The sequence below is a fragment of the Dyadobacter sp. HNCC25DJ186 genome (assembly GCF_056895235.1).
The window spans coordinates 850,744-875,284 of record NZ_JBXHAS010000001.1; the positions used below are offsets into that span (position 1 = coordinate 850,744).

At 41.2% G+C, this 24,541-nt stretch carries 17 protein-coding genes; 1 reads left to right on the plus strand and 16 read right to left on the minus strand.

The genetic code is table 11. The annotated features are described in order from the left end of the window. Window positions 1-3: 3 nt before the first annotated feature. From AC1XUO_RS03620 to AC1XUO_RS03645, 6 genes are all read right to left on the minus strand, one after another. Window positions 4-1,191, minus strand: a complete 1,188-nt coding sequence (locus AC1XUO_RS03620) for a FecR family protein (protein ID WP_483328391.1) — start codon at window positions 1,189-1,191, stop codon at window positions 4-6. Between the two features lie 74 nt (window positions 1,192-1,265). Further along, complete coding sequence (locus AC1XUO_RS03625; RefSeq protein WP_483328392.1) at window positions 1,266-1,835, minus strand: RNA polymerase sigma factor; 570 nt, start codon at window positions 1,833-1,835, stop codon at window positions 1,266-1,268. 435 nt (window positions 1,836-2,270) lie between these two features. Next, complete coding sequence (locus AC1XUO_RS03630) at window positions 2,271-2,507, minus strand: hypothetical protein (RefSeq protein ID WP_483328393.1); 237 nt, start codon at window positions 2,505-2,507, stop codon at window positions 2,271-2,273. 205 nt (window positions 2,508-2,712) lie between these two features. Further along, window positions 2,713-3,150, minus strand: a complete 438-nt coding sequence (locus tag AC1XUO_RS03635) for an RrF2 family transcriptional regulator (protein ID WP_483328394.1) — start codon at window positions 3,148-3,150, stop codon at window positions 2,713-2,715. Window positions 3,151-3,261: 111 nt separating this feature from the next. Beyond that, window positions 3,262-3,720, minus strand: coding sequence for a DUF1569 domain-containing protein (locus AC1XUO_RS03640; protein ID WP_483328395.1), 459 nt, complete (start codon window positions 3,718-3,720; stop codon window positions 3,262-3,264). Window positions 3,721-3,812: 92 nt separating this feature from the next. Continuing rightward, a complete protein-coding gene (locus tag AC1XUO_RS03645; RefSeq protein WP_483328396.1) occupies window positions 3,813-4,535 on the minus strand; it encodes a DUF3891 family protein in 723 nt (240 codons plus the stop codon). A 197-nt stretch (window positions 4,536-4,732) separates the two neighbouring features. Here AC1XUO_RS03645 and AC1XUO_RS03650 point away from each other — a divergent pair, with 197 nt between their 5' ends. Next, window positions 4,733-5,911, plus strand: a complete 1,179-nt coding sequence (locus AC1XUO_RS03650) for a glycosyltransferase family 2 protein (RefSeq protein WP_483328397.1) — start codon at window positions 4,733-4,735, stop codon at window positions 5,909-5,911. 3 nt (window positions 5,912-5,914) lie between these two features. Here AC1XUO_RS03650 and AC1XUO_RS03655 read toward each other — a convergent pair whose 3' ends face one another. From AC1XUO_RS03655 to AC1XUO_RS03700, 10 genes are all read right to left on the minus strand, one after another. Continuing rightward, window positions 5,915-6,511 carry a class I SAM-dependent DNA methyltransferase gene (locus AC1XUO_RS03655; RefSeq protein ID WP_483328398.1) on the minus strand — a complete coding sequence of 199 codons (597 nt, stop codon included), beginning with the start codon at window positions 6,509-6,511 and terminating at the stop codon, window positions 5,915-5,917. 6 nt (window positions 6,512-6,517) lie between these two features. Beyond that, on the minus strand, window positions 6,518-7,261 hold the full coding sequence (locus AC1XUO_RS03660; protein ID WP_483328399.1) for a PIG-L deacetylase family protein: 744 nt from the start codon (window positions 7,259-7,261) through the stop codon (window positions 6,518-6,520). 7 nt (window positions 7,262-7,268) lie between these two features. Next, on the minus strand, window positions 7,269-8,492 hold the full coding sequence (locus tag AC1XUO_RS03665; RefSeq protein ID WP_483328400.1) for an amine oxidase: 1,224 nt from the start codon (window positions 8,490-8,492) through the stop codon (window positions 7,269-7,271). A gap of 36 nt (window positions 8,493-8,528) precedes the next feature. Then, a complete protein-coding gene (locus AC1XUO_RS03670; RefSeq protein ID WP_483328401.1) occupies window positions 8,529-9,593 on the minus strand; it encodes a glycosyltransferase in 1,065 nt (354 codons plus the stop codon). 648 nt (window positions 9,594-10,241) lie between these two features. Next, complete coding sequence (locus AC1XUO_RS03675; protein WP_483328402.1) at window positions 10,242-10,802, minus strand: RNA polymerase sigma factor; 561 nt, start codon at window positions 10,800-10,802, stop codon at window positions 10,242-10,244. Window positions 10,803-11,042: 240 nt separating this feature from the next. Next, a complete protein-coding gene (locus tag AC1XUO_RS03680; RefSeq protein ID WP_483328403.1) occupies window positions 11,043-14,009 on the minus strand; it encodes an amidohydrolase family protein in 2,967 nt (988 codons plus the stop codon). Between the two features lie 530 nt (window positions 14,010-14,539). Next, window positions 14,540-16,093 carry a M20/M25/M40 family metallo-hydrolase gene (locus AC1XUO_RS03685; RefSeq protein ID WP_483328404.1) on the minus strand — a complete coding sequence of 518 codons (1,554 nt, stop codon included), beginning with the start codon at window positions 16,091-16,093 and terminating at the stop codon, window positions 14,540-14,542. A 21-nt stretch (window positions 16,094-16,114) separates the two neighbouring features. Further along, window positions 16,115-19,147, minus strand: a complete 3,033-nt coding sequence (locus tag AC1XUO_RS03690; RefSeq protein WP_483328405.1) for an amidohydrolase family protein — start codon at window positions 19,145-19,147, stop codon at window positions 16,115-16,117. A gap of 797 nt (window positions 19,148-19,944) precedes the next feature. Further along, window positions 19,945-23,001: an amidohydrolase family protein gene (locus tag AC1XUO_RS03695; RefSeq protein WP_483328406.1), complete on the minus strand. Its 3,057-nt coding sequence runs from the start codon at window positions 22,999-23,001 to the stop codon at window positions 19,945-19,947. Window positions 23,002-23,062: 61 nt separating this feature from the next. After that, entirely contained in the window at window positions 23,063-24,520 is a 1,458-nt protein-coding gene (locus AC1XUO_RS03700; protein WP_483328407.1) for a SusD/RagB family nutrient-binding outer membrane lipoprotein, read from the minus strand. Window positions 24,521-24,541: the final 21 nt, after the last annotated feature.

Here is a 24,541-nt window from a genome sequence, read left to right on the forward strand (position 1 = left end):
TTTTTAATTAGAAATAATTATTTTCCGCCCTTTTATCCGGACATCGATATTGCTCAACTGAAGAATTCTGAGCACTTTGTTCACATCTTCATCACGCTTGATCTCGCCGGCAAATAAATCGGTACTTAATTTCCCCTTATACTCAGCTTCGACATCATACCATCTGCATATCTGGCGCATGACGGTCTGGATATCAGCCTTGTCAAATTTAAAATAGCCGTTTTTCCAGGCCACCGATTGCTCGGTATCAACCGTCTCTAAAATAATATCCGGACTATTTTTGTCAACGGTTGCCTGTTGCCCCGGTTTCATAATCCGGCTTCCGCGTAGGTTAGCCTGCCCGTTCGTCAGTTTTGAAATACTTACTTTTCCTTCGATCAACGTAGTTTTCGAGGACAATTCATCACGGTAAGTGTTAACGTTAAACCTTGTACCGAGCACCTCAATCAACTGATTTTCAGACTTCACTTTAAATGGTTTCAAAGGATCAGAAGCAACTTCGAAGTAAACCTCCCCGGTAATCTCGACCAACCGTTCAGTGTTTCCGAACGCGGAAGGAAATTTGATAGATGAGGCCGCATTGAGCCAAACTTTAGATCCGTCAGCAAGAATCAGCTGATACTGCCCCCCTTTCGGCGTACTTACCCTATTCAGAACAGGATTTTCTGTCAAAGTTTCTTTCATTTCATAGACCAGCTGCCCGTCTTTCAACTTACGAACTGATACACCCGACTGCTGGCTCACGACACCGTCTTTCTGATTATTAAGCACAATTACTTCACCATTTTCCAGGGTGAGTAATGCCTGATTAGTACCCGGAACAATTTTCTGCTCCTTCTTTTGAACAAATTCCTGAGGATCAACGCTTTTATTGATGGAACGGTTGTAAAAAAAATACCCCAGTGAACTGACGGCGATCAACATCGCAGCAGCAAGCCATCTGACATGAAAATTTACCGTGTACCCATCTTTTTCAAGTGATTGGTTAACATCAGTTTGCAGTATCCGTTTATCTATTTCTTCCTTAATACTATTTTTTAAATTCTGTTTCGCGTCAGCATCAAGCCTGTCCAGAACATCTTCTTCCAGATCAAAAAGCCTGTAGTACGCAAAAAGAAAACTTTCCTCCTCTTTCGTTGCTATTCCCTGGTTATATTTTTCCAGAATAATCAAAAAATCTTCTTTATTCATCAGTGATCGCACAAGGCGTTTTTTGTCCTATTTATGATAAGACCGGTAAAGACTAAAAAATCCCACGAAAACTTTTAAAAGTTACTTAACAAGAGATACATAAATAACCCAAACGAATGCCGCAGCTGTGCAATACTCCTATGGAGCTGATTTTGAACAGTTTTACGGGTTATATTCAGTTTTTCTGCAATTTCAAGCGTACAAAGATCCTCGTGATACCTCATCCGGAAAATTTCCTGCTGAGACGGCGTAAGTGTCCTGATCAAGGCTTCAAACCTGACCATAAATTCTTTTCTGAGCAGAAATGCATCAGTCTTGTCACTTGCTGCACTAAGTTGTTCGAGCAGCGTGGTTACCGGTGTATATCTTTGCTCTTTTTCAAGGTATTTGAATACGTTATTTCTTACCGAAGTATATAGATAAGTCTGAAGATGGTCAATTTGCAGCTCTTCTCTACGCTGCCACAGCTGCAAAAATATGTCCTGGATTATATCCTTTGCATAATCTTCATCATTAAGTCTTTTGTATGCCGCATTGTAAAGTTTCTCCCAATATTTTTCATAAATGGCGTCAAAAGCAATGCTGCTCCCATTCTTCATCTTTTGAAGAAGGAGATGGTCCTCAGCTTTTTGACTACCTTCCATACTGATCATTTTGGGCGATATATATATCTGACGGTACTGGTTATACTACACGAACGCTATTTGGGTACTTTAATCAATGTTAATTCAATATTAAGACCGCCAGAGAAAAAAAAGTCCCATGAAAATCTGATTTTTTTTTCAAAAAACAGATTTATTAATTCCTTTAATTTAATCTGCACAAATCAAGTCCTGATTTTTTATGATTTTGAAGTGATCCAAAAAATAAACTGACGTAAAATCATGAACCAGATGAGTGGATATTAATTTCAATATTCAGAAAATTACCGGGAAGTTATTAAAACTTTTTTTGACACCGAACATCACGATTGATATAGGTTCGCAACGGCCAAATACTAAAAAACCCTTCATGAAATTGATGAAGGGTTTTACGCTAAAATTTATGTTTAATCCGCAGATCTATCTTAACTTGTATTCCTAAACCAGTATCACCTCACTCGGCATCTTTTCGCCGTCGCTTGTCTGGGCTTCATATTCAAGCGATAACTTTTTGCCGCTTTCATCTGCCTCCTCCAAAAGTTCGAAGACTTTTCTTTCTCCCAGCATTAAAAGTGCTTGAAAAAGAACACAGGAATAATTATATTCTTCACTTCCAACTCCTTTTTCTTTACCTAAATCGTTGTATTTCCCGAATAAATCCTTGCCTTTTCCCATAACTTTAAAACTATTATCTGGTAAGTGTTAAATGAAATTTTATGAATGATTATCGTGTATTACACAATCGTGATGACATAAATATCCAAAATTTTCTTCCAATCTACATAGATTTTGTGAAGAATTTTTTTTCAATCACCAGAATACAATATCGTAAAATTAAAAGATAGAAGCGTTCAAAATGCCAAGTTGCGGTGGTGTGCAGCTACCTTTCTTTAATAAAACTCAAACCTGCGTTGAGGCTTTCATTAAAATCTCCAATGGTTGCAGAATGTAAAGTTAGTCTGATTTTTTCGCGGATATTCTTGAATTCAGCGTGAAGTGGGCAAGGTTTCGTCTCTGAACAATTTTTCAGTCCAAGACCGCATCCTGTAAATAACTTATCGCCATCAATGGCCGTTACAACATCCGCGAGCGTTTTTTTGCGCGATTCTCTGTCAATATAAAATCCCCCATTCGGGCCCTTTGAAGACTGCACAATTTCCCTTTTGCTCAGATCCTGCAAAATTTTGGCAATAAAGTGTACGGGCGAATCAATACCAGCCGAAATCTCTTTGATACCAACCTTTGTTCCATCCTCGGATTTCTGTGCGACGTAGATCACCGCCCTGATCGCATACTCACATGTTTTCGAAAAAACCATTTTGCATTTTATTTAGATACAAAATTAGTTATTTCAAACTTAAAATAAAAGAGTTTTTTATCTTTTACCTGCTCGTATTTTTTTAGATAAACGATTTTGAAAATCTGCTAGCTAGACCCCAAACTGAGTCAAATGGTGATCAAGATGTTTGTAAAACATGTTATTCCATTCGGTGCAGCTCAGCTTTCCAAAAGAATGGGATTCTTTTCCTTTAAAATGCATTTTCCCTAATTCCTGCGTTTTCAAAATATACCCGATCAGCCTTTCTTTTTCCTTTTGAAAATCCCGGTCATCGGAAATGATAAAATCAGGTGCGGTTCTACTGTTTTTTGAATAAGGTTTTTCGTTTACAACCTGGTTCTTCACAAACATTTTGAGAATAAGTTTCATCACAAGCCCGGGTGGTTTGTGTTTATCTTCATAAACATATTCATAGGAAACACAGCAGTGGGCGAGCATTTGAGCGACATTCATCTTTCCCCAGAGCGGTTGCTGATGACTATCTAATTTCTCAATCCGGTTAATCACTTCACGGGAGACTGCTTTACTGAAAATATCTGGGAGAGGCATACCAAGCTTTGATTTAGTTGAAAATACAATTTAGTCAAAAAATATTGCTAAAAAATAACTTCCTGCACTTAACCAAAAATAACCTGATTTTCTTATTTGATCAATTTAAAAGTATGTATTTCAACAGGTGTTTTCATTAAAATCTCCCTAAACTCTTGATCACTTTCAAATTTCAATTGTTTGAGCGTCCGGGACTCATAATGCACTTCAAACTGACTCGTCTCGAACGGCCAGGGATCAACGCAAAGCACATTTTCCTGAGGTGCATGAAGCTGATAACAAAGGTCGTCAGGGCCTCTACTGATTTCAATCTTGCGATTTTCTGGCTGAATTAACTGCTGGCAGATCAAAAGTGAAAAGGCATCGCACCATTCAATGATGGCATATGCTTTTTGAATATCCTCTTCTGTTACGCCAATCTCACTACGCCAAACCTTATTCGACTTGTTCAAATTCCTGCAATATTTTACAGCTTCTTTATCCTCTGAATCCGCGTGCAAAAATTGAATATGATGAGAAATGAGTAAGGCAACAAATCGGCTTTTCGATAGTGCCTGACGGATCAGACGGTCACATTTGTCCATTTCAAACGCTCTCATTTTAAAATTGACCGGGCCACCATTTTCATTAAGTACCAATTCGCCATCTTCAAATTCGTTAAAGACATCGTCATGTTCCGTTGCTGCGATAATCGTTTCGAACCAGCGTTCTGAACGTGATTTTTTGTTCCAGTTAAAGCAAATCTCACCGGCCAATAACCCGTGCGCTCTTTGAGAAATAATTTGCCACCCGTCCTCTTTGTAATTAACAATCATGTTGTAAAAATATTTAAACCAGAACACTTGTGCTCAAAAAGCATGCCCTTTCAATCTGCATACAATATCAAACTAATGATCCTTAAAATGAATTTGACAACAACTCCGAATGATGTCCATTTGGCACAGTTTTTAAATGGAATGGAAATCTCTGTGGTAAATAAAATGCTGCATTTCATTTAATTGTTCATATAAAGATGGTACAAACTTCTTTGGAAGAAACCGCCGATGTTGTTCAAGTTTCGGCTTCTGATTTATTCAATACCATATCACCTGCACCCAATCTGAAATTGTCAGTTATTCTTCCTGTGAGGAACGAACTGGACAACTTACCAAAAACATTGGATGCATTGCGCAAGCAACACGATAATATGGGTAAGAAGATTCCTTATGACCAATATGAAGTTTTGCTGCTTGCCAATAATTGCTCTGATGCGTCAGCTGATTATGCACGCAGGTATAAAAAACGATATCCTAATTTCAATTTGTTTATCGAAGAAATCAAGCTCGCCCGTGATGTCGCGCATATTGGTACTGTACGCCGACTTTTAATGGATGCTGCTTATAATCGTTTTGAACTACTGGGCAGGCTCAACGGAATTATCGCCAGCACCGATGGTGATACAGAAGTCGATAAAAACTGGGTATTCAATACGATTGAAGAAATAAAAAAAGGGAATGATGTGGTCGGTGGCAGGATTCTTACCCGCCCGGAAAATACTGTTGCCAGAGTTTATTATCTGAGAGACGTGACCTATAAACATTTGGTTTCGCGGATTGAAACGCTTCTTGATCCTCAGGATAATGATCCCTGGCCACGGCATTATCAATGTTTTGGAGCCAGTTTTGCCGTTACCTGCGCAATCTACGATCTTTCAGGAAGGCTCCCCGTGATTCCATTTCTGGAAGATATGGCATTTCATAAAGCTTTGAAATGTATCGATGCAAAAATCCGTTTAAGTCCGCTGGTCAAGGTAATAACATCAACACGCATTCAGGGACGGGTAGATTTTGGATTTTCGATTCAATTAAAGCAATGGGGCGAAATGAATGCAGCGCATGACCCCGTTTTAGTCGAACCGGCAGAAGCATTATTTAAAAAACTTGAAGCAAGAAAACTTTTACGCCAGTATTGGTTACAGAATGATGAGCAAAAAAAATCATCTCCTCTCCTTTTGGCAGCAGCGGAAATTCTGGAAATAGATCAGCACTGGTTGTCGAATCTGGTAGCGGAAACGAATTATTTTGGTATGTTTTGGGAAACCCTTGAAGACGAGCTGACCCATGGAATGTGGTCAGAAAGATGGCAGAAAATGGATGTAGTCAAAGTGATCCCACAATTAAAGGCAAGAATTCTGGAATTTGAAAAGAATTGAAAATCAATTCTTTTCAAATAAATCCAAACGATATTGACTTTCAACTCTTCCATGAAGATGTCTCAAAGTACCGGTTCCGGATCCGACAGATTCCATAAACAGATCATGGACTTCATCGCCGGTAAGTGGAAATTCTTCAACAAACGGCGTCCAGTGAACAATGAGTAAATGACCGTTTGGCAGAAGTGCATCAATCATTTTATCTTTTGCCGCGATCAAATCCTCCATATCGAGAAAATAACCAACTTCGGAGAAGAGTATTAAATCGAACTTTTTTTGTGGAAAATTTTCAGGAATTGTCATTTCCTGAACGCTCACAAATTGATAATCCGCCAAACGATCTTGCGCGTTTTTGACTGCGATAGAACTCGCATCGACAGCCAATAAATTTTGACAAAACCTGGCAAGTTTCTCGCTCAGAACGCCATTGGAACAGCCAATTTCAAAAACGTTGTTGTATTTATCTTTCGGAATAGCATTCAGCGTTGCCTGGTATTTCTCCCTTTCATATGGACTATTTTCAAAATCCCAGGGATCCTGATTTTGTTCGTACATTTTATTAAAAAACTCAGCATCAAGAGATTTCCCTTGCTTATTCATAGTTGCTTATTTTGATTCAAAAAATACTTCAGTCGGTATATCAAAGTGGGCGATAACTTCCGGTGATAACATAAAACCCTCCGGATCATCATCGATCATCCGTGTCACCTGAGAAACGTGGGCATTTAGTGCCTGTTTTTTTATTGGTAGCGTTTCCTCAATATTAACGGCGAACCTCCGCATCCGATCTATCAATGTTACATCTTCCGGATTTCCAAGCTCCCACAGCCATATCGGATATTGCAGAATTCTGGGTTTGATTTCCAAATGTTTACGAACTTCTGAAACAATTTCCCAGGTTGCCTTATGATCAGGGTGAGGATCATTTTGCCACGGAACAAAAATCGTATCTGGCTTAGTATCGTTAACGGTTTTTGATAGCTTTTCTACTATTTCCATAAAACCAGCATCATCAGCATGAGGAACGCTCCGATCCTTAATTCTTAAAAATTCAATACATTCCTTCTTCCCGCCAAGTGTCACAACGGCTTTTTCAGCTTCCTTTTCACGTAATTTTCTCAGTTTTGGTCCAGGAAATTTTTTCGAGTTTGGATGCGACATTGTACCATCACTCACAAAAATAAAATGAACAGGAAAGTCAAGTTTCCTCAGTAAAGCTACCGTTCCGCCGCATCCTAATGTTTCGTCATCTGGATGCGGAGCCATAACAATGCTTACGCCCAAGTCCTGCACCTGGATCATTTCAAGTTTTCCAAGCTCGTTATGTAATTGAGTTATTTCAGTTATCATCGTCGGTTCAAATATCCTGGATTTCAGATACGGCCTCTTCCAGCAGAAAATATTTCTGATTTCCCGCAACATTTATTGTCGATTCAACCAGTTCCTGACATTCCAACAACGCTTTTGCGGAAGGTTGATGCAAAACCCTGCTATCAAGTCCAAGAGCAGGATCCATATCCCACACACCTGAATTATGCCAATCATCCAGGTTATCCCAGTTCGGGCGGTCAATAACCGGATAAATACAAACGCCCCAAAAAGGGATATCTTCCTGGATCACCTTCATAATTTCAGTACTCACATATCTAATCCAAAGCGGCCGATCTTCTTTTGGGTGACTTGTTTCGGTAAGTACAATGGGACGATTGTAGCGTTCAAACGCTTCTTTTAGCAGACTTGATAATGGCCGTAAATTTTGATGCGGAACATTATCATTCCATCCAAGCATTTGATGGGGTTCAACGATCCATTGATTGTTATAGTAATAATTGAAACCCAGCATATCCAGATATTCAGGACGACCTCCTAATTCAGGACAAATTCTGCCACATAACATGTCGACAGACTGATATTGCAGCTCATGCATATTTCTGGCATTATCTATATCCCGGGAGGTTGGATTGAGCTTTGGCGACAAACTTACCAAGGGCTCCGTCGTTAAAATCCTGACCCTCGGATCAACCTCCTTCATGGCCTTCACTCCGGCGATATAGGCTCGCATGTAGGCATATTTCACTTCCCAGCCATTATTCCGGCAATAAGGAGATGTCCCGGCGACGTCTCCGCCGAGCCAGGACATAAAACTAACTTCATTAATTGGTGTAACGATCAGCGGAAGATCAAAGTCAAAGCTTTTGTAATAGGTGGCAAATGCCTTACAAAGCGCCGCAAATCGTCTCGTGAAATGAGGATGCACCGGGCTAAGATCATCAGGAAAACCGAAATGACATACATCCCAGATCTGCTGGATCCCGTGTTTTTGTCCAGCCAGCAACATTTCTCTCAGGATACTAAAATCGTAAGTGTAAGGCTTGGTTTCCACCTGGCTCCACCGCAATCCTTCACGTACTGTATGAAAATTAAATTCTTTTATTCGTTCGTAATCTTCATGAATTAATGTCAGATGAGATGTAATTTGGAGAAAATCGACCCGATCTCCATGGGTATTCAATTGATCGCTACACTCGAATCCCGCCATCCAGAATGACTGGAAGGGATTTTCGATAATCTGGTTATTCATTTCCAAAATCTGACTCGTTTTATTTTCCTATTCCAATTATTCGCTTACCACAGCTACCGTGGTATTTCTATTTTTCATCGTATTTTCCATAAGTTCCATCATTGAATGAAAAGTGTTATCCCATGAATAATCTGATAAAAACTTATCAACCTGCGTTAGCCATATCTCATTATTCGGGTTTTCTAACAACTCTTTAATGGCTATCACAAAATCATCCGCGTCTGCACCTATGGAAACAAGCTTATTTTTGGCGTAAGGATTAATCACATCTTTGATTGCAGACGAAACCACCGGTTTCCCGCCTGCAAGATATTCAGGTGTTTTTGTCGGACTGATAAATCTGGTCGATTCATTCAACAAAAACGGAACCAACGCGACATCCCATCCAGATAAATACAGAGGCAGTTCCTCGTATTTTTTCGATCCGAGATAATGTATATTTTTATTTTTCGGCAATGCAGCAGGATCAATTTTTACGATCGGACCTATCAAAATAATTTGCCATTCGGGATGAGTATCCGCGATTCCCCGTATCAGATCGATATCAAACCGCTCATCAATTACCCCGTAAAATCCTAATTTAACGCCTTCAATTGATGCCTGGTCAGCTGGTTCTGACTTTTTACATCTGGCTTTCGCAAAATGCTGTTTATCAATACTACTTTGAAAGGGATGGATGTTATAATGCTGATGTTTTTTAGCTTCGTAAAGCGATTGTCCTCCTGTAAAAACCACATCTGCTTTATTGAAAAGACGTTTTTCAAGATCCTTTAATTCATCCGGCGCAAATTTGAACGCAGACAGCTCGTCCATACAGTCATATACTGTCAATCCCGGTACAAATTTAAAAGAGAATTCCAAGGCCATTGGCGTGTAATACCAAAACGCGAAATCCTTTGTGTCCTTATTTACAAAAAAAATGTTTAACAGGGATTTTAATTGTCTGTTAATTTCCATTTTACTCATTCCATGTGGCAAATGCGGTACACAAACCCAAAGATTTGGCAGCCTCTGCGAGAATGTAAGAAAAGCATTTTCGATTTCGCCATAGATGGGTTCCTCGAGATAATATACAGATGAAAACTCAGAAAAACGAGTCATCAGATGTTGCGGACGTTGATATACGAAGTCCCATCGTAAATGCGAAAAGCACAATAAGTTTTTAGGTAGTTGAATCATAATGTTACTCATTCAAGCAGTTGATGATACCTCATTAAATTGTTGATGAAAGAAAAAATTATTCAATGAACGTGACGAATAACCCTGACCCGGAAAGTTCCGGATCGGCCGACGTCAATTGCCACTTTTTCGATCATTAGATATACCTCTATATTCAGATCAAAATCATGACAATTATTAAGTAAAATATTTAAGAATCAGGGCAATGACCGCTCTTTTGAAGTCATTTTTGTATGGGAAACAATATGCTCTTCAATAAACAACTATGCCAGAAGTAAGTGTAGTAAATCAAAGCGAATGGGACCTGCAATTATCCGGATTTTAGCGCAGAGATCTAATTTGGGGAAATCTTGTGGATTGCTTTACTCAGCAGTACTAAATCGAATGTGCAAATGGTAAAAACGAACATCATCTAAACTCATGAAATGCGTAGATGCTCTTCGACTGATCTGCGTATTGATTTATTTCTTGCATACCCATCGAGATCAGTACATCGCTGGTGATTTCACAATAAAAGTTACTTAGAAGATCAGTGAAATGAAGTCGGCCCAAAAACCGATTCTATGGAAGTTATCTTAGATAAACCACAAGCTCTTGCCTCAGAAAAGACATCACCTTGGAAATCTGTGCTTCTACCGTTTTGATAGATATTCCCAATTCTTCTGAGATTTTGGTATAGGTCAGGCCTTTTTCACGATTCAGAAAAAAAGCTTCTGTCGCCTGATGTGGCAATTTGGAAAGTGCTTTCTGATATGCATGCATCAGCTCTGCATGTTCAAGATTTTCGACAAGGTTGTTATCCGAAACGTCGTAATCCGTCAATTCATAATTAGAAACCAGTTCCAGTTTTTTCTTTTTAGTATGATGTTTAATCGCATGATTTCTGGCAATTACCATAAAATATGCTTTGAAATTTCCGATGGAATCAATGTCCAGATTTTTCCTGCACTCCCATAATTTCACATAAATCTCCTGCACCCAGTCTTTTACCTGTTCAGGATCCTGAGAAAATCGCATTAAAACGCGGACCAGGGTATTATAATATTGATCAAACAATATTTTGAATGCTTCCGTATTGTCTTCAGCGACAAGCTTCAAAAGCTCTTCATCTGAAAAAATTGGTTTATTCATATTTTATATTCTTGAAATAAAAATACTATCAAAATATTGTTCTGTAAAATCGATATATATAAATATAATAGATTGATAATTACATATAACACAATAATTAATTTTATTTTTATCAATTATATAAAATATTAAATTTCTTCAATTTCAGCAAAAACAAAAAAGGAGAAGCGCCTCGTGCCTCTCCTTTTCAAATTACTTTTATCTAGTTTTTTTAATATATCATACCCGGAGAACAGTTACTTAATTCTCTCTTTTCAGGTCATTTACATTCAGATACTCCCCATTTTTAATCACACCCCGGACATTTAATATATCTTTGATATTCGTTAATGGGTCTCCATCAATAATAACAATATCCGCCAGTTTTCCTGGTTCAATTGTTCCCAGATCTTTTTCAACGCCAATTTCATGAGCGCACCACAAAGTTGCCGCTCGCAGCGTTTCAAACGGCGTGATACCAGCCTTCACCCAGCTTTGCAATTCTGCATGATAACTGAATCCGGAAGGAATGATGGGAGAATCAGTTCCGGGTGTCACGCGGGCACCTGACTTTATCAAACTTAACGTCGTTTTTTCAACATTGGAATAGGTCGACTCGCTCATTCTTGCCACCGATCCCAGAAGTTCTGTTTTCAACTTTTCGGAATAAAAACTTTTGAACTGCCAGTGATTAAAAAATTCCGGGTCATTTTTGGCTAACGATGTAAATCCTCCGTGCAGAGAAATGGTTGGTGTAATGTACATCCCCGATTTGGCAATAAGCTGCACAACATCCTGGTAAGTATTATTCATCGCTGTCAGTTTTGGCGAATAACCTCGTCGGCTTGTGGCACCCATGTGTTCCACGCCATCCACCCCGTATCCGACAGCCGGATAAATTTCGTGAGACGATACCGGAATCCCGTTGGTATGCGCAAATTCAGTTACGCGTTTTTGCAAATTATCAGGAAGACCCACGTATGTTTTTATCATATCATAACCCAATTTCACAGCACGGTTCAATTCCAGATCCAATTGTGCGCCTCCTACGTTGCTGGTATTCCTGTTATAATAAATCCGGTTTCCTTCCATATGTCCGCCTGTAAAAAAAGTTCTTGGCCCCAATCGTTTTCCGCTAGTCCAGGATTCTTTTCTTTCCAAAGCATCATAAGGATCGGTTCCCGGCTCACGAATTGAAGTGATTCCATACGCCAGCCATAATCGACCGCCTTTTTCGCCAAGCTGGGCATTCTGGTGGGTATGCATTTCAAAAAGTCCGGGGATAATTGTTTGTTTGGAAGCATCAATAACTTTGATATTTCCGTATGTGCCAGCACGATGCGGTGTTATCTTTTTGATACGATTACCTTCAATCCATACATCCACATTTTCCAGATATTTTTCTGAACGGCCATTGAAAAGTTTTCCGGCATGAATTACCAGTTGCCCGATCGGTTGTTTTATCTGCCATGTAAAAGTCATTTTTATTGGGTCAACTTTTCCATCGGTCACAGATACCTCTTTTAAAACATCGGTTGCCAAAAACACAATTGTTTTTGAATCGGCAGTCCAGCTCGGATCCTCCGCCAGCTCATTCGTTAATCTTTTAGGCGGCCCGATGATGTTGCACTCCTTATCGACCGGAACTACCCATAAAGTGTTATCCAGAATATAGGCAATCATATTTCCATCCGGCGAGACAACCGGACCATTTTTTCCTCTTGTTGCCAACGAACGTTCAGGAACGGGAGAAATGAATTTTGCGGGCGATTTGTCCAGCGGAATAACCAGGAATTTACTTAATCCTTCACGGAATCTTGTAGAATAAGAATCGAGCGATGAAATCACAATAAACTTTCCGTCAGGTGTCCAGCTTGGCTGCGAACCTTCAAAAAGAGAACCATAAGCCGTTGTGATTCCACCCGATTTTAAATCCAGAATATTGAGAACGTTCCGGCTGTAAGCTTTCGGATCTGCCTGATAAAAAGCAATTTGAGATCCATCCGGCGACCAGGATGGGAATTTCAAATTGTCAGGAGCATCAAGCAGGCAGGTATCTTTTCCGGTTGAAAGATCTTTTACATAAAGATCCATGTTCCCCTTTTTGTCGCATGTGTATGCAATTTTCTTACCATCGGGCGACCAAACGGGGTCAACATCAATAAAAATATCGTTAGTTACCTGAACTGGTTTTTCAGTACCTTTTTTCAATATCCACAAATCACCCAGTGCCGTGAAAATCACGCTTCTCCCATCAGGTGATACGATAGGACTGCGAATACCTTGCACGGTCTGTGCTTTTTTGGAATCAAAATCCCGGACTTTTGTAACATACATTTTTCGGTCTAAAATTACCTCAGCCTGAAACGGAATACTGGTTGTATTCTTTTGCCCCAAAATTCCGTGTCTAATCTGTCCATCAGCAGTATATAAATAATCCTTTTCTGAAAGCCAGTTTACTTTGAAAGGAAAAACATCCTCTGATTTCGCAGACAACGTTTGCCAATCGCCACCACCAACACTTACAATTTCAAGTTGGCTCGCACCGGGCAACAGCATATTAAAAATTACCTGCTTACCATTGGGATGCCAAACAGGCGAAAACAATTTCTCTTTGCTATGTACTAATAATTTAGGCTCGCTACTACCTTCAAGCAGGTAAAGTCCTGCGGCAGTATTTCTTTCTGATACATAAGCCAGTTTTGATCCGTCTGACGAGTACGATGGGAAATAATCATTTCCAGTATCCTTGGTCAATTGTACCAGATTGCCTTTTTCGAGCTCGATTTTCCAGATATCATAATTCCCGCTTCGGTCTGAAGAGAAGACAATTTCTTTCCCACTTGGTGACCAGTGCGGCTCGCGATCATGGTAAACGCCAAAAGTCAATTGCATCAATCCACTGCCATCTTTATTTACTTTCCAGATATGAAAATTCCCGTCGCGGTAGGATTGAAATGCGATCTGGTTCCCATCTGCTGACCAGGTTGGCTGACGGCAATCACCTAACGCATCGGTTAAGGCTTTGGCTTTTCCACCAGAAACTGGCATCAGCCAGATCGTTCCCTGGATGTCCATGGCAAGGTTTTTCTTATCCGGAGAAAGGGCAATGGCCATGTTCGTACCTTCGGTCAGTAATACCTTTAAGGAATCCGATGTCATCGCCTTCGATTCGGAAAGTGTTAACAGCGAAATAAAGATGATTAACCGTTTAAATTTTTTATTCATTGTAGTTTAGGATTTTGCAACATTTATATTTAAACAGCGCGTTTATCGGAAATATCCCAGCGAGGTATGCCTATCAACATCTCATGCCCTAGTCATTCACCAAAATGCCCCAGCGGGGCATCCTGTTTATAGAAAGCAATGATTCCGGTTTTATCTTAAATCCGAAGGAGTTTCCTGATAAATCTCAGGAGGCTCTAACGAGCCAAAAATAAAAAATCTCCAATTCCTGGCTATAAACAGGCGGCTCCGAAGGAGCCGTGTAACCATCAACATTTAATACCATATCGAATTCCTCAGGTACCGCTATCTCACCACCGAAATACCCCAGCGGGGCATCCTGTTTATAGAAAGCAATGATTCCGGTTTTATCTTAAATCCGAAGGAGTTTCCTGATAAATCTCTGGAGGCTTTAACATGCCAAAACTCATAATTCCTGGCGATGAACAGCGGCTCCAACGGAGTCAAAACCAAACATCAATAATTCCCGCCTAGAAAAAAATGGTTCAGAGAAATCAAGCCAATACCTCATATCAGATCGGTGTTGTTAAAATAGACAGACATGTCTTTATTCCCATTCTTAAATTACCCAACCGAAGATTCTCATTTGGACTATGCTGATTGTTATCCATATTGACCATCGGCACAATAACCGCCGGAACACCAAGTGTTTGAATGAACGGAACAACCGGAACCGAGCCCCCCATAATTCTGATCACGATCGGATCTTGTTTAAAATTTTCAATTACTGACCTTCTCAGCCAGTTACCGATCGGCGAATTGACTTCGGTTCGAAACGCCGGACTGCCCGCTCCACCGCCACTCATAAAAACCAGTTTTTTATTTGCCATACGTTCCTGTTTTGTCGGCACGTGGTCAACAACTTTGTAACCCTGTTTTTCGATATGTGCTTTAACAAGATTGGTCATTCTGATTCCGTCAGTTTCAGGCACCAGGCGGATTCCAAACTCTGCAAGCGCTTCTTCCGGAATGATTGAACCTCCGCCTTTTCCAACCACCGCAGCCTTCAAACCTCTGATATTTAAGGATGGATACTGCATAGATTCCTGATAGTTTTTACCCACTTTTTCCTCCTCAGCAATCTGTAAGCGGTCATTGATTTCCTTCATATTATCGGGAACCGCGGCCATAATTTTCTCCGCTTCGGCATCGAATTTTATCCCATCATAGAATCCATCAACCAAAACTCTTCCATCGTCATCTTTCATAGAAGAAATAATTTTGGCCAGACTGAAAGTCGGATCCGGGGAGTAATTTCCGAAATGTCCGCTATGCTGCTGCGTTATAGCACCGTATGTTGTGAGTCCAAAACCAGTTCCTCCGCGGCATCCAAAAGTTAAGGTCGGGATATTGGAAGAATGCATCGGCCCGTCCATCACGATCAGGTAATCAGCCATCAACTCCTTTTTATACTGAGCAAGAGCGGCCTTCAACCCCGGAGAACCTTTTTCCTCTTCACAGTCCAGCACCACCTTTACGTTAAATGGTGGTTGCTGATTTTGACCTGCAAGAATATCCAGCGCTTGTAAAAGCATAATAATCGGCCCTTTGTCATCCGAGGTCGAACGAGCGAAAATCCGCCATTCGTCATTGATCTTTTCTGTCTTTAATAACTCCCAGTCAATTTCTTTGAAAGTTCCATCGGCACCTTTTTCTTTTAAAACCGTCATATACGGATCTTTCTGAAACCATTCATTTGGCCTCACCGCCTGTCCGTCGAGATGGAAATAAAATAAAACGGTCTTCGTATTTTTTGGATACGTTTTTTCAGCGGAAAACAATGGCATTTTACCGGTTTTCAGAATTGCCGTTTTAAAACCACGTTTGGCAAAAGCCTTTTCCGACCAAACCAGATTTTTTTCAATATCCTCTGCAATTAACGCATCATTTGGAATCGCAACATAATCTTTCAGTTCCTCCAAAGCAGGATACATCGCTTTCGCAATCAACGCATCACTTTTATCAGCTGAAATTTTCTGAGCACTTAATGGTGCAGAAGACGTTGCGGCGAGTGCCAAGAGCATCGCTACGACCGTTTTTGATTTTTTATTTAATTTTAAAAACATGAGCGTCGGGTTAGTAAGTAATTAAGGTTTTTTCAAAAGCTCATCTATTGAAAAAAGGATACCGTTTTTCATCACATGTTTTACATTCCAGGCATCTTCAATTTTCACCAAAGGATCACCTTCGACAATGACCAGATCCGCAAGTTTTCCTTTTTCAAGTGTCCCAAGATCCTTGCTCACACCAACCGCTTCCGCCGACCATAAAGTCGCAGAACGCAAGGTTTCAAACGGAGTGATTCCGCCATCCACCCAGCATTGTAACTCAGAATGCAAACTCATCGCATAAGGAATGAAAGGGCTGTCGGTGCCAGCCGTAACCCGTGCGCCGCTGGCAATTAGATTTTTTACCGTTTTTTGAATTGTTCCAAAATTGGCAGTATAACCCGGAAACATTTTCTCAATTTGTGAAGCACCGTCTTTCAAAGCTTTTCTGAATTCCTCGGAATAAAAAACCTTGAATTGTTTGTTTTCATAATAGCCAGGATCTTTTCCGGCCATCACATAAAAACCACCCTGCAAGGAAGCCGTTGGTGTGATATTCATTTTTGATTTTACCAGAAGCTCGGTAACATCCTGATAGGTAAAATTCATTGCGGAAATTTTCGGAGAGTATCCGCGCCGGCTTGTTCCACCAATATGTTCAACCGCATCTACACCGTAACGCATCGCAGGAAAAATTTCGTGGGAAGATACCGGCACTCCAATTTTATGTGCATAATTGGTAATACGCTGCTGCAAAATATCAGGCATACGGACATAAGTTTTGATCATGTCATAACCCAGACGCGACGCACGTTCAAGTTCCAGATCAAGCTGTGCCGTTGAATGGATACTATTCGCAAGACCATAATAAATCCGGCTTCCGTCTGTTAATCCACCGGTGAAAAATTCGCGCGGACCAGTTAGCGTGCCTGCGTCCCACGATTCTTTTCTTTCCAAAGCATCATAAGGATCTGCACCAGTTTCCCTCAGCGAGGTAATTCCAAAAGACAACCATAAGCGGCCAAGTTTTTCGCCGGTCATGGCGTGTTGGTGCGTATGCATTTCGAAAAGTCCAGGAATAATGGTTTTGTCAGAAGCATCAATCAGTTTTCCCGGTCGACCCGCTTTATGCGGAACAATTTCTTTGATGCGATTGCCTTCAACAATGATGTCTACATTTTTGATATATTCTTTATTCCTGCCATCAAAAACCTTTCCGGCATGGATCACAACCGTTTCTTTTGGCTGTTTGTAATCCCATTTAAAAGTCATCGGAATTGACTCCATTTTTCCGTCAGAAACATTGATCTGCTTGATGGTATCAGTCGCCATATAAACCAGCGTTTTTGAATCTGCAGTCCAACTCGGTACCTCCGACAACTCATGCGTTAATCCTCTAGGAGGGCCAACGATTGTTCCGGAAGGATCCACCGCAATAACCCAAAGCAAACCATCCTGCACATAAGCCATCGATTTTCCATCCGGTGACCAGGCCGGACCATTTTTTGCACGCATACCCAGCGAGCGCTCGGCCACTGGCGACACAAAACGATCTGGTTTTTTATCAAGGGAAATCAATAAGATTTTGTTAATTCCTTCCCGATAGCGCGTAGAATAAACTTCTAAACCTGAAACAGCAATCGTTTTGCCATCAGGAGACCAGCTTGGCTGACTTGGCACAAACAGTGATTCATGAATTTTCTCCACTTTTCCGGTTTTCACTTCAACGGTTTGAAGGGTACCTCGTCCCCATACATTTCTTGGATCTGCCTGGTAAAAAGCAATTTTCGAACCATCTGGAGACCATGCCGGATAGTTGATATCATAGTCCAGCTTGACCAGCTCTGATTGTTTTCCGGTTTTCACATCATGCACCCAGAGATTCATAGCGCCAGAGCGGTCGGTCAGGAATGCAATAGTATTTCCATCTGGTGACCAGGTCGGATCGGCATCCAGATTTGCGTCTTTTGTAATTGATTTTGGAACCGTTGCGCCTTTTTCCAAAATCCATAGATCGCCCAACGCGGAAAAAACAAAACGTTTTCCGTCTGGTGAAACATTTAGTCCTTTTATCCCCTTCACCGTTTTGGGTTTCCCACTATTAAAATCATAGGTTTTGCGGGTATATACTGGCGTAGTCACAGTCACAACGGCTTTGAACGCAATGTTCTGGCCTGTTTTTTCACCCAACTTAACGCGTTTAATTTTTCCGTCGGCACTGTATAAATATTCCTGCGGAGAAATCCAGCTCGCACGGAATGGAAAAACGTCTTCTGAGGGTTGTGTTAAAGCTTTCGCATTTCCGCTGGCAATGTCAACTTCTTCCAAATCGCTGAATGCACCGGTGAAGGAATTGAAATAAATATGCGTTCCGGCTGGATTGAAAGCGGGAGCAGAAAGTTTCGCAGTATTTTTAACTACTAATTTCTGAGAACCATCGTTCGTCAAAATATAAATCCCCGGACCAGATGTGCGTTCGGAAACGAAGGTAATTTTACTGCCGTCACTTGCATAAGCAGGACAATAATCATTTCCCGGATCAGTAGTCAGCTGCGTGAATTTTCTTGTTGCAAGTTCCATATTCCAGATATCATAATTCCCTCCACGATCTGAGGAAAAAATGAGAAATTTCCCATCCGGCGACCATTCCGGTTCACGTTCATCAAAAACACCAAAAGTTAACTGCGTCAATCCTGAACCATCTTTGTTTACCGCCCAGATATGATAATATCCGTCACGAAAAGATTGAAAAGCAATACGGCTGCCGTCGGGAGACCAGCGTGGCTGACGATCATCGCCCATTCCATCGGTCAACGATTTAGCATCGCCACCCGCAATGGGGATACTCCATATCGTCCCCTGAATATCAACGGCAATTGATTTCTTGTCAGGTGACAAATCTGTGGCCATGTTTGTCCCTTCCGTCAGTGTGACTTTCGTAGAATCCGCTGCCGCAGCCTGGGCATCATTGCCGGAAAACACAAATGCGCCGGATAGCGCAGTTAATGCAAAAACATGGTTGATGTGAATATTTCTCGAAAAAGACCGAAGTAACCGGATTGCTCTAATCATTTTAGACGTACTTTAATTTGTTATTTTATTTTGGTGTATGTTTAAATAATTTAAAATTTAAACAAGGGTTGTGTTTTTGATTCTACAAATATTACGGTGCGACGCACCTTTGATTTTGATTGATGATTTGTTGCTTAATTTCTACAAATATTACGGTGCGATGCACCTTTGATCTTGGTTGATATTCCTTGGTTAATTTCTACAAATATTAGGGTGCGATGCACCTTTGAATTTGATTGATTATTCCTTGGTTAATTTTTACAAATATTACAGTGCGACGCACCTTTGATTTTGATTGATGATTTGTTGCTTGATTTCTATAAATATTTCGGCGCGATGCACCTTTGATCTTGGTTGATATTCCTTGGTTAATTTCTACAAATATTAGGGTGCGATGCACCTTTGATTTTGGTTGATATTCCTTGGTTAGTTTCTACAAATATTGCGGTGCGATGCACCTTTGATCTTGATTGATATTCCTTGGTTAATTTTTACAAATATTGCGGTGCGCTGCACCTTTGATTTTGGTTGATATTCCTTGGTTAGTTTCTACAAATATTAGGGTGCGATGCACCTTTGATCTTGATTGATATTGTTGGTCAATTTTTACAAATATTTCAGTGCGATGCACCTTTGATCTTGATTGATATTCCTTGGTTAGTTTCTACAAATATTGCGGTGCGATGCACCTTTGACAATCACCTTTATCAAGACCAAGGTGCATAGCACCGAAATATTTGTAGAAACCCCGGAAATCATGAAATAAGCCAAAGATGCAGCGCCCCGAAATACTCCGGTCAATTAGCCTTTTTCAGCAACCCATCTATCGGAAAAATTTCGCCATTTCTAATCACCGTATTCACATTCAAAACATCTTTGATATTTTTTAACGGATCACCATCAATAATCACGAGATCCGCAAGTTTTCCGTTTTCCAGCGTACCAAGATCTTTGCTTACCCCAAGCGCCTCGGCAGAAAATAAAGTAGCGGAACGTAATGTTTCAAAAGGAGAAATCCCTCCATCCACCCAGGATTGTAATTCAGCATGGTAACTTAGTCCGGGCTGAATAATCGGTGAATCTGTGCCCGGCGTAACATGGCCGCCCTGGTCGATCATTGCCTTCACGGTTTTTTGTATATTACCAAAAGAAGAAAGGAAAGCAGGATTATTTTTGATCCGAAGCGACGTCATATTCTTTAACTCGCCAATTGCATCTTCGCTGTAAAAAGCCTTGAATTGTTTGTTGTCAAAAAAATCCGGATCTTTTTGAACCAGCATTGGAAGTCCACCCTGAAGTGACGCCGTCGGAGTGATGTTCATGCCCGATTTTACAAGCAATTCCACAACATCCTGATAAGAATTATTCAATGCAGATAATTTGGGAGAATATCCTCGGCGGCTCGTTGCGCCCATGTGCTCCACCGCATCCACACCATATTTCATAGCAGGATAAATTTCATGTGACGAAACCGGTATACCCAGATTGTGTGCAAAAATAGTAACGCGTTGCTGCATGGCGTCTGGCATACGGACGTATGTTTTCATCATATCATACCCCAGCCTCTTTGCTTTTTCCAGTTCAAGATCAAGCTGCGCACCGGCTACGTTTCCAACATTCATTCCATAATAAATCCGACTTCCATCAAGAATCCCGCCCGTGTAAAAATTACGTGGACCGGCTCTGCGACCGCTTGCCCAGGATTCTTTTCGTTCAATAACGTCATACGGATCTCCGCCCGGTTCACGAATGGTTGTAATCCCATATCCCAACCACAATCTGCCTAGTTGCTCACCGGCGGCGGCAGTCTGGTGGGTATGCATTTCTATAAGTCCGGGGATAACCGTTTGTTTAGAAGCGTCGATCAGTTTCCCTGCTCTTCCGGCTTTATGCGGTTCAATTTTCTGGATTCTGTTGCCAACAATAATAACATCAACATTGGTCAGATATTCTTTTGAACGGCCGTTGAAAAGCTTGCCTGCGTGAACAACAACCTGCCCTGTCGGCTGTTTGATTTTGTAAGTCAAATCAATTGGCATTGTTGTAACGGAACCATCGGAGAGTGAGATTTTCTTGATAACGTCCGTAGCCATATAGACGATACTTTTCGAATCGCCAGTCCAGCTTGGGTTTTCCGCCAGTTCGTTTGTTAATCTTCTTGGCGCATTCAACAGATTCCCTTCCTTATCCACAGCCACTGTCCACAACACACCATCCATGGAAAACGCAAATTTCGTTCCGTCCGGCGACCAATATGGTCCGTTTTTTCCTCTCGTGGAGAGTGTTTTTTCGTTGATCGGCGTAATGAATTTGAAAGTTTTGTCAACCGTTGATATCACCAGAAATTTGCTGACACCTTCACGGTAACGAGAAGAAAACGGCTGCAAGGCTGAAATCACGACAAACTTTCCATCCGCAGACCAGCTTGGCTGCGATCCGTCAAATAATGGCGCATACAAAATGGTTTCCTTGTTGGAAGAAAGATCCACCATTTTCAAGGAATATCGCCCAAAGGCAGCCGGATCTTTCTGATAGTAAGCGATTTTTGATCCGTCAGCAGAGAACGCGGGAAATGTAATATTATCTGTTGCATTCAAAACCAGCTTTTCAGTTCTGGTCGCCATCTCCCTTACATACAAATCCATATTACCTTTTCTGTCGCAAACGTAGGCAAGCCGCTTTCCGTCAGCAGACCAGGTCGGATCAATTTCTATGAAAGAATCATTGGTTAATTGCACCGGCTTGTCCGAACCTTTTTTCAAAAGCCACATATCACCCAAAGCAGTAAAAGCGATGCTGTTTCCATCCGGAGAAACCACCGGACCGCGAATCCCCTTTACTTTATTGGTAGCAACAGAATTGAAATCATGCACTTTCAGTTTGTATTTGTTGTGCGACAAAGTCATTTCCACTTCGAATGGAATGGTACTAACTGATTTATCACCCAGCTTTCTTTTTTTAATCAGACCGTCGGAGGTATACAAATATTCAGTTTCAGAAACCCAGGCAACTTTAAAAGGAAATACGTCTTCTGTATTTTCCGATAGTGTTTCCCAGTCGCCCCCGCCAACTTTTGCCATATCCAGCAGACTTTTTCCCTGATCGAAATTATTAAAAACTATCTTTGCTTCTTTTGGATGCCAAACGGGCGATGAAAGCTTGCCTTTACTTGTCAGAAATAATTTCTCTTTTCCCTTTGCATCCATGATATAGATTCCCGGGCCGGAAGTCCTTTCTGAAACATAGGCGATTTGAGAGCCGTCAGCTGAGTAAGAAGGAAAAAAATCATTGGCTGCATCTTTGGTCAATTGCGTAAATTCGCCCGATGCTAGTTCAAGTTCCCAGACGTCATAATTTCCGCTTCGGTCAGAAGAAAATACCATCTTCTTCCCGTCAGGAGAATAACAGGGTTCGCGGTCATCAAAAACGCCGGAAGTGAGTTGAACCGGTGAGCCGCCATTCAGGCCCACGGTATAAATATGAAAGTTGCCATCCCAGAAAGCCTGAAAGGCAACTTTTGATCCATCGGGAGAAAATACAGGCTGACGGCAATCGCCCATCGGATCGGTTAATGGTTTGGCTTGTCCGCCGGAGAAAGGAACGCTGTAAATTGTCCCTTGCAAATCCATGACGATCGTCTTTTTATCGGGCGATAATGCCAGGGCAATGTTTGTACCTTCCGTTAATTTTACTTTTACCGAATCAACTTTAAAAATTGATCTTGAAGCAATGTTACCCGAATTAGCCAATGCGGCATTCAGTGGTAAAACAGACAATATAAACGGTATGGTTTTGAAATATTTTTTTGAAAAGGAATGGAGTACATTGAAGGAATAGGAATTGAATTTGTTCATCAGAAGCGCTGTTCAACTGTTAAAAAAATATAGCCTGCCCATACGGACAGGCTACTAAATTCTATTTCGCATTAACTGCTGTTTTAACAAAAACACCTGGAACCGGATTCGGCGCGCTGGTATTGGAATTCACTTCTGCCTCGCTGTAAATCATCCTTTCCGGCAATGTCGCGCCAGCACTTGGCGTTAATTTCACCCCAACTGTTTCGCTTCTTGTGCGGCGCAAGTCGTTGAAACCAATGATTTGTCCGTTGAAAGTGATGTAACGTTCCATTAAGATTTCTTTTAACAAAGCCTGATCTGCTGTCAGTCCGGTTTTGTTTAAAATGCCTCCGGAAGCAAAATCTTCTGCTGTATAGGGTTCGTATTTATATTTAAAAGTCCCTGTTTTATAAGTAGCATCCAGGTCACCGCCGGTGTTCAGATAAGCACGAAATATATTTAATTTCGCCAAACCGGCTGCAAATCCTGTCGTGCGGGCCAAAGCTTCTGCCGATGTCAAAACATTTTCTGAATACGTTGCCAAAGGATACGGAGCCGATTGCCCGAATAACCCGCGGGAAGTTGCCGAGCTGTTTGTATTGGGCGAAACCGGAATCACCACGCCAGTGGTACTTACCGTAATAAAGTGATGATTAAACCGAGCTGTTTCATCTGTTTTCGCATTCCCTTTGTAAGTCGCGCTCGCAGGATTTAACAAAGTCGGAGCCAACGCAAGTGAAGCGTTAATGTCACCAACACGGCTACGGGCGATGAAAGCATACATCAAATTTTCATTGACATTCAAAGTTGTTCCGTGCGTCATCACAAGTGATCTGGCAGCACTGGATATACCTTTTTCAGCAGCTGTCGCAGCCAGTGCATATTCCTTCGTTTCTAAATAAAACCTTGATTTCAACGTGTAAGCCGCATCTTTCCATTTGGTTGCATCGCCTGAAAAATGGATATCTGCTGCACCGGGAGAAGTTCCCAAACCGGATTCCAGATCCGCAATCGCTTCATCAAGCAGCGTCTGAAGTTTTCCATAAACCTGGATCTGAGGTTCGAAAGAAGGGTTTGGGAAATTTGTGATATCCGATGCTTCTGAAAACGGGATATCACCAAAACATGCCGCTGCTGTTCCCAAGGCATTCGCCTGAACCACTTTCGCAATTCCCTGTACCAAACGGTTATTTGTCGCTTCCGATTTTTCAATTACCAATTTTGTTTGTTCCACAACACCCTGATAAGTAAATTTCCAAACGTCGTTGAACGAAGCGCCGGTAACGTTGTAGCTGTAAATATCCTTATACTGACGGTCCGTTCCTGTAAAATATCCCGACCACATGGCAGCGACGCGTGCCAGGTGACCTTCCTGAACCGATATATTTCCCAGCTGAGCTCCTGTAAGTATTAGATTCGCGGAAGCATCTGTTGGATTGTTCAAATCCGTGTTCAGATTATCCACCATCGACTCGCAGGAAAGCATTCCGGCCATGAGGAAAAGTCCTGCCGCCCTGATTAGTTTAGCTCTTTTCATTTTATATTTTGTTTAATGATT

Coding starts and splice junctions, on each gene's coding strand:
- AC1XUO_RS03620 (WP_483328391.1), bottom strand. CDS start 1,191: ATGAATAAAGAAGATTTTTTGATTATTCTGGAAAAATATAACCAGGGA.
- AC1XUO_RS03625 (WP_483328392.1), bottom strand. CDS start 1,835: ATGGAAGGTAGTCAAAAAGCTGAGGACCATCTCCTTCTTCAAAAGATG.
- AC1XUO_RS03630 (WP_483328393.1), bottom strand. CDS start 2,507: ATGGGAAAAGGCAAGGATTTATTCGGGAAATACAACGATTTAGGTAAA.
- AC1XUO_RS03635 (WP_483328394.1), bottom strand. CDS start 3,150: ATGGTTTTTTCGAAAACATGTGAGTATGCGATCAGGGCGGTGATCTAC.
- AC1XUO_RS03640 (WP_483328395.1), bottom strand. CDS start 3,720: ATGCCTCTCCCAGATATTTTCAGTAAAGCAGTCTCCCGTGAAGTGATT.
- AC1XUO_RS03645 (WP_483328396.1), bottom strand. CDS start 4,535: ATGATTGTTAATTACAAAGAGGACGGGTGGCAAATTATTTCTCAAAGA.
- AC1XUO_RS03650 (WP_483328397.1), top strand. CDS start 4,733: ATGGTACAAACTTCTTTGGAAGAAACCGCCGATGTTGTTCAAGTTTCG.
- AC1XUO_RS03655 (WP_483328398.1), bottom strand. CDS start 6,511: ATGAATAAGCAAGGGAAATCTCTTGATGCTGAGTTTTTTAATAAAATG.
- AC1XUO_RS03660 (WP_483328399.1), bottom strand. CDS start 7,261: ATGATAACTGAAATAACTCAATTACATAACGAGCTTGGAAAACTTGAA.
- AC1XUO_RS03665 (WP_483328400.1), bottom strand. CDS start 8,492: ATGAATAACCAGATTATCGAAAATCCCTTCCAGTCATTCTGGATGGCG.
- AC1XUO_RS03670 (WP_483328401.1), bottom strand. CDS start 9,593: ATGACTCGTTTTTCTGAGTTTTCATCTGTATATTATCTCGAGGAACCC.
- AC1XUO_RS03675 (WP_483328402.1), bottom strand. CDS start 10,802: ATGAATAAACCAATTTTTTCAGATGAAGAGCTTTTGAAGCTTGTCGCT.
- AC1XUO_RS03680 (WP_483328403.1), bottom strand. CDS start 14,009: ATGAATAAAAAATTTAAACGGTTAATCATCTTTATTTCGCTGTTAACA.
- AC1XUO_RS03685 (WP_483328404.1), bottom strand. CDS start 16,093: ATGTTTTTAAAATTAAATAAAAAATCAAAAACGGTCGTAGCGATGCTC.
- AC1XUO_RS03690 (WP_483328405.1), bottom strand. CDS start 19,147: ATGATTAGAGCAATCCGGTTACTTCGGTCTTTTTCGAGAAATATTCAC.
- AC1XUO_RS03695 (WP_483328406.1), bottom strand. CDS start 23,001: ATGAACAAATTCAATTCCTATTCCTTCAATGTACTCCATTCCTTTTCA.
- AC1XUO_RS03700 (WP_483328407.1), bottom strand. CDS start 24,520: ATGAAAAGAGCTAAACTAATCAGGGCGGCAGGACTTTTCCTCATGGCC.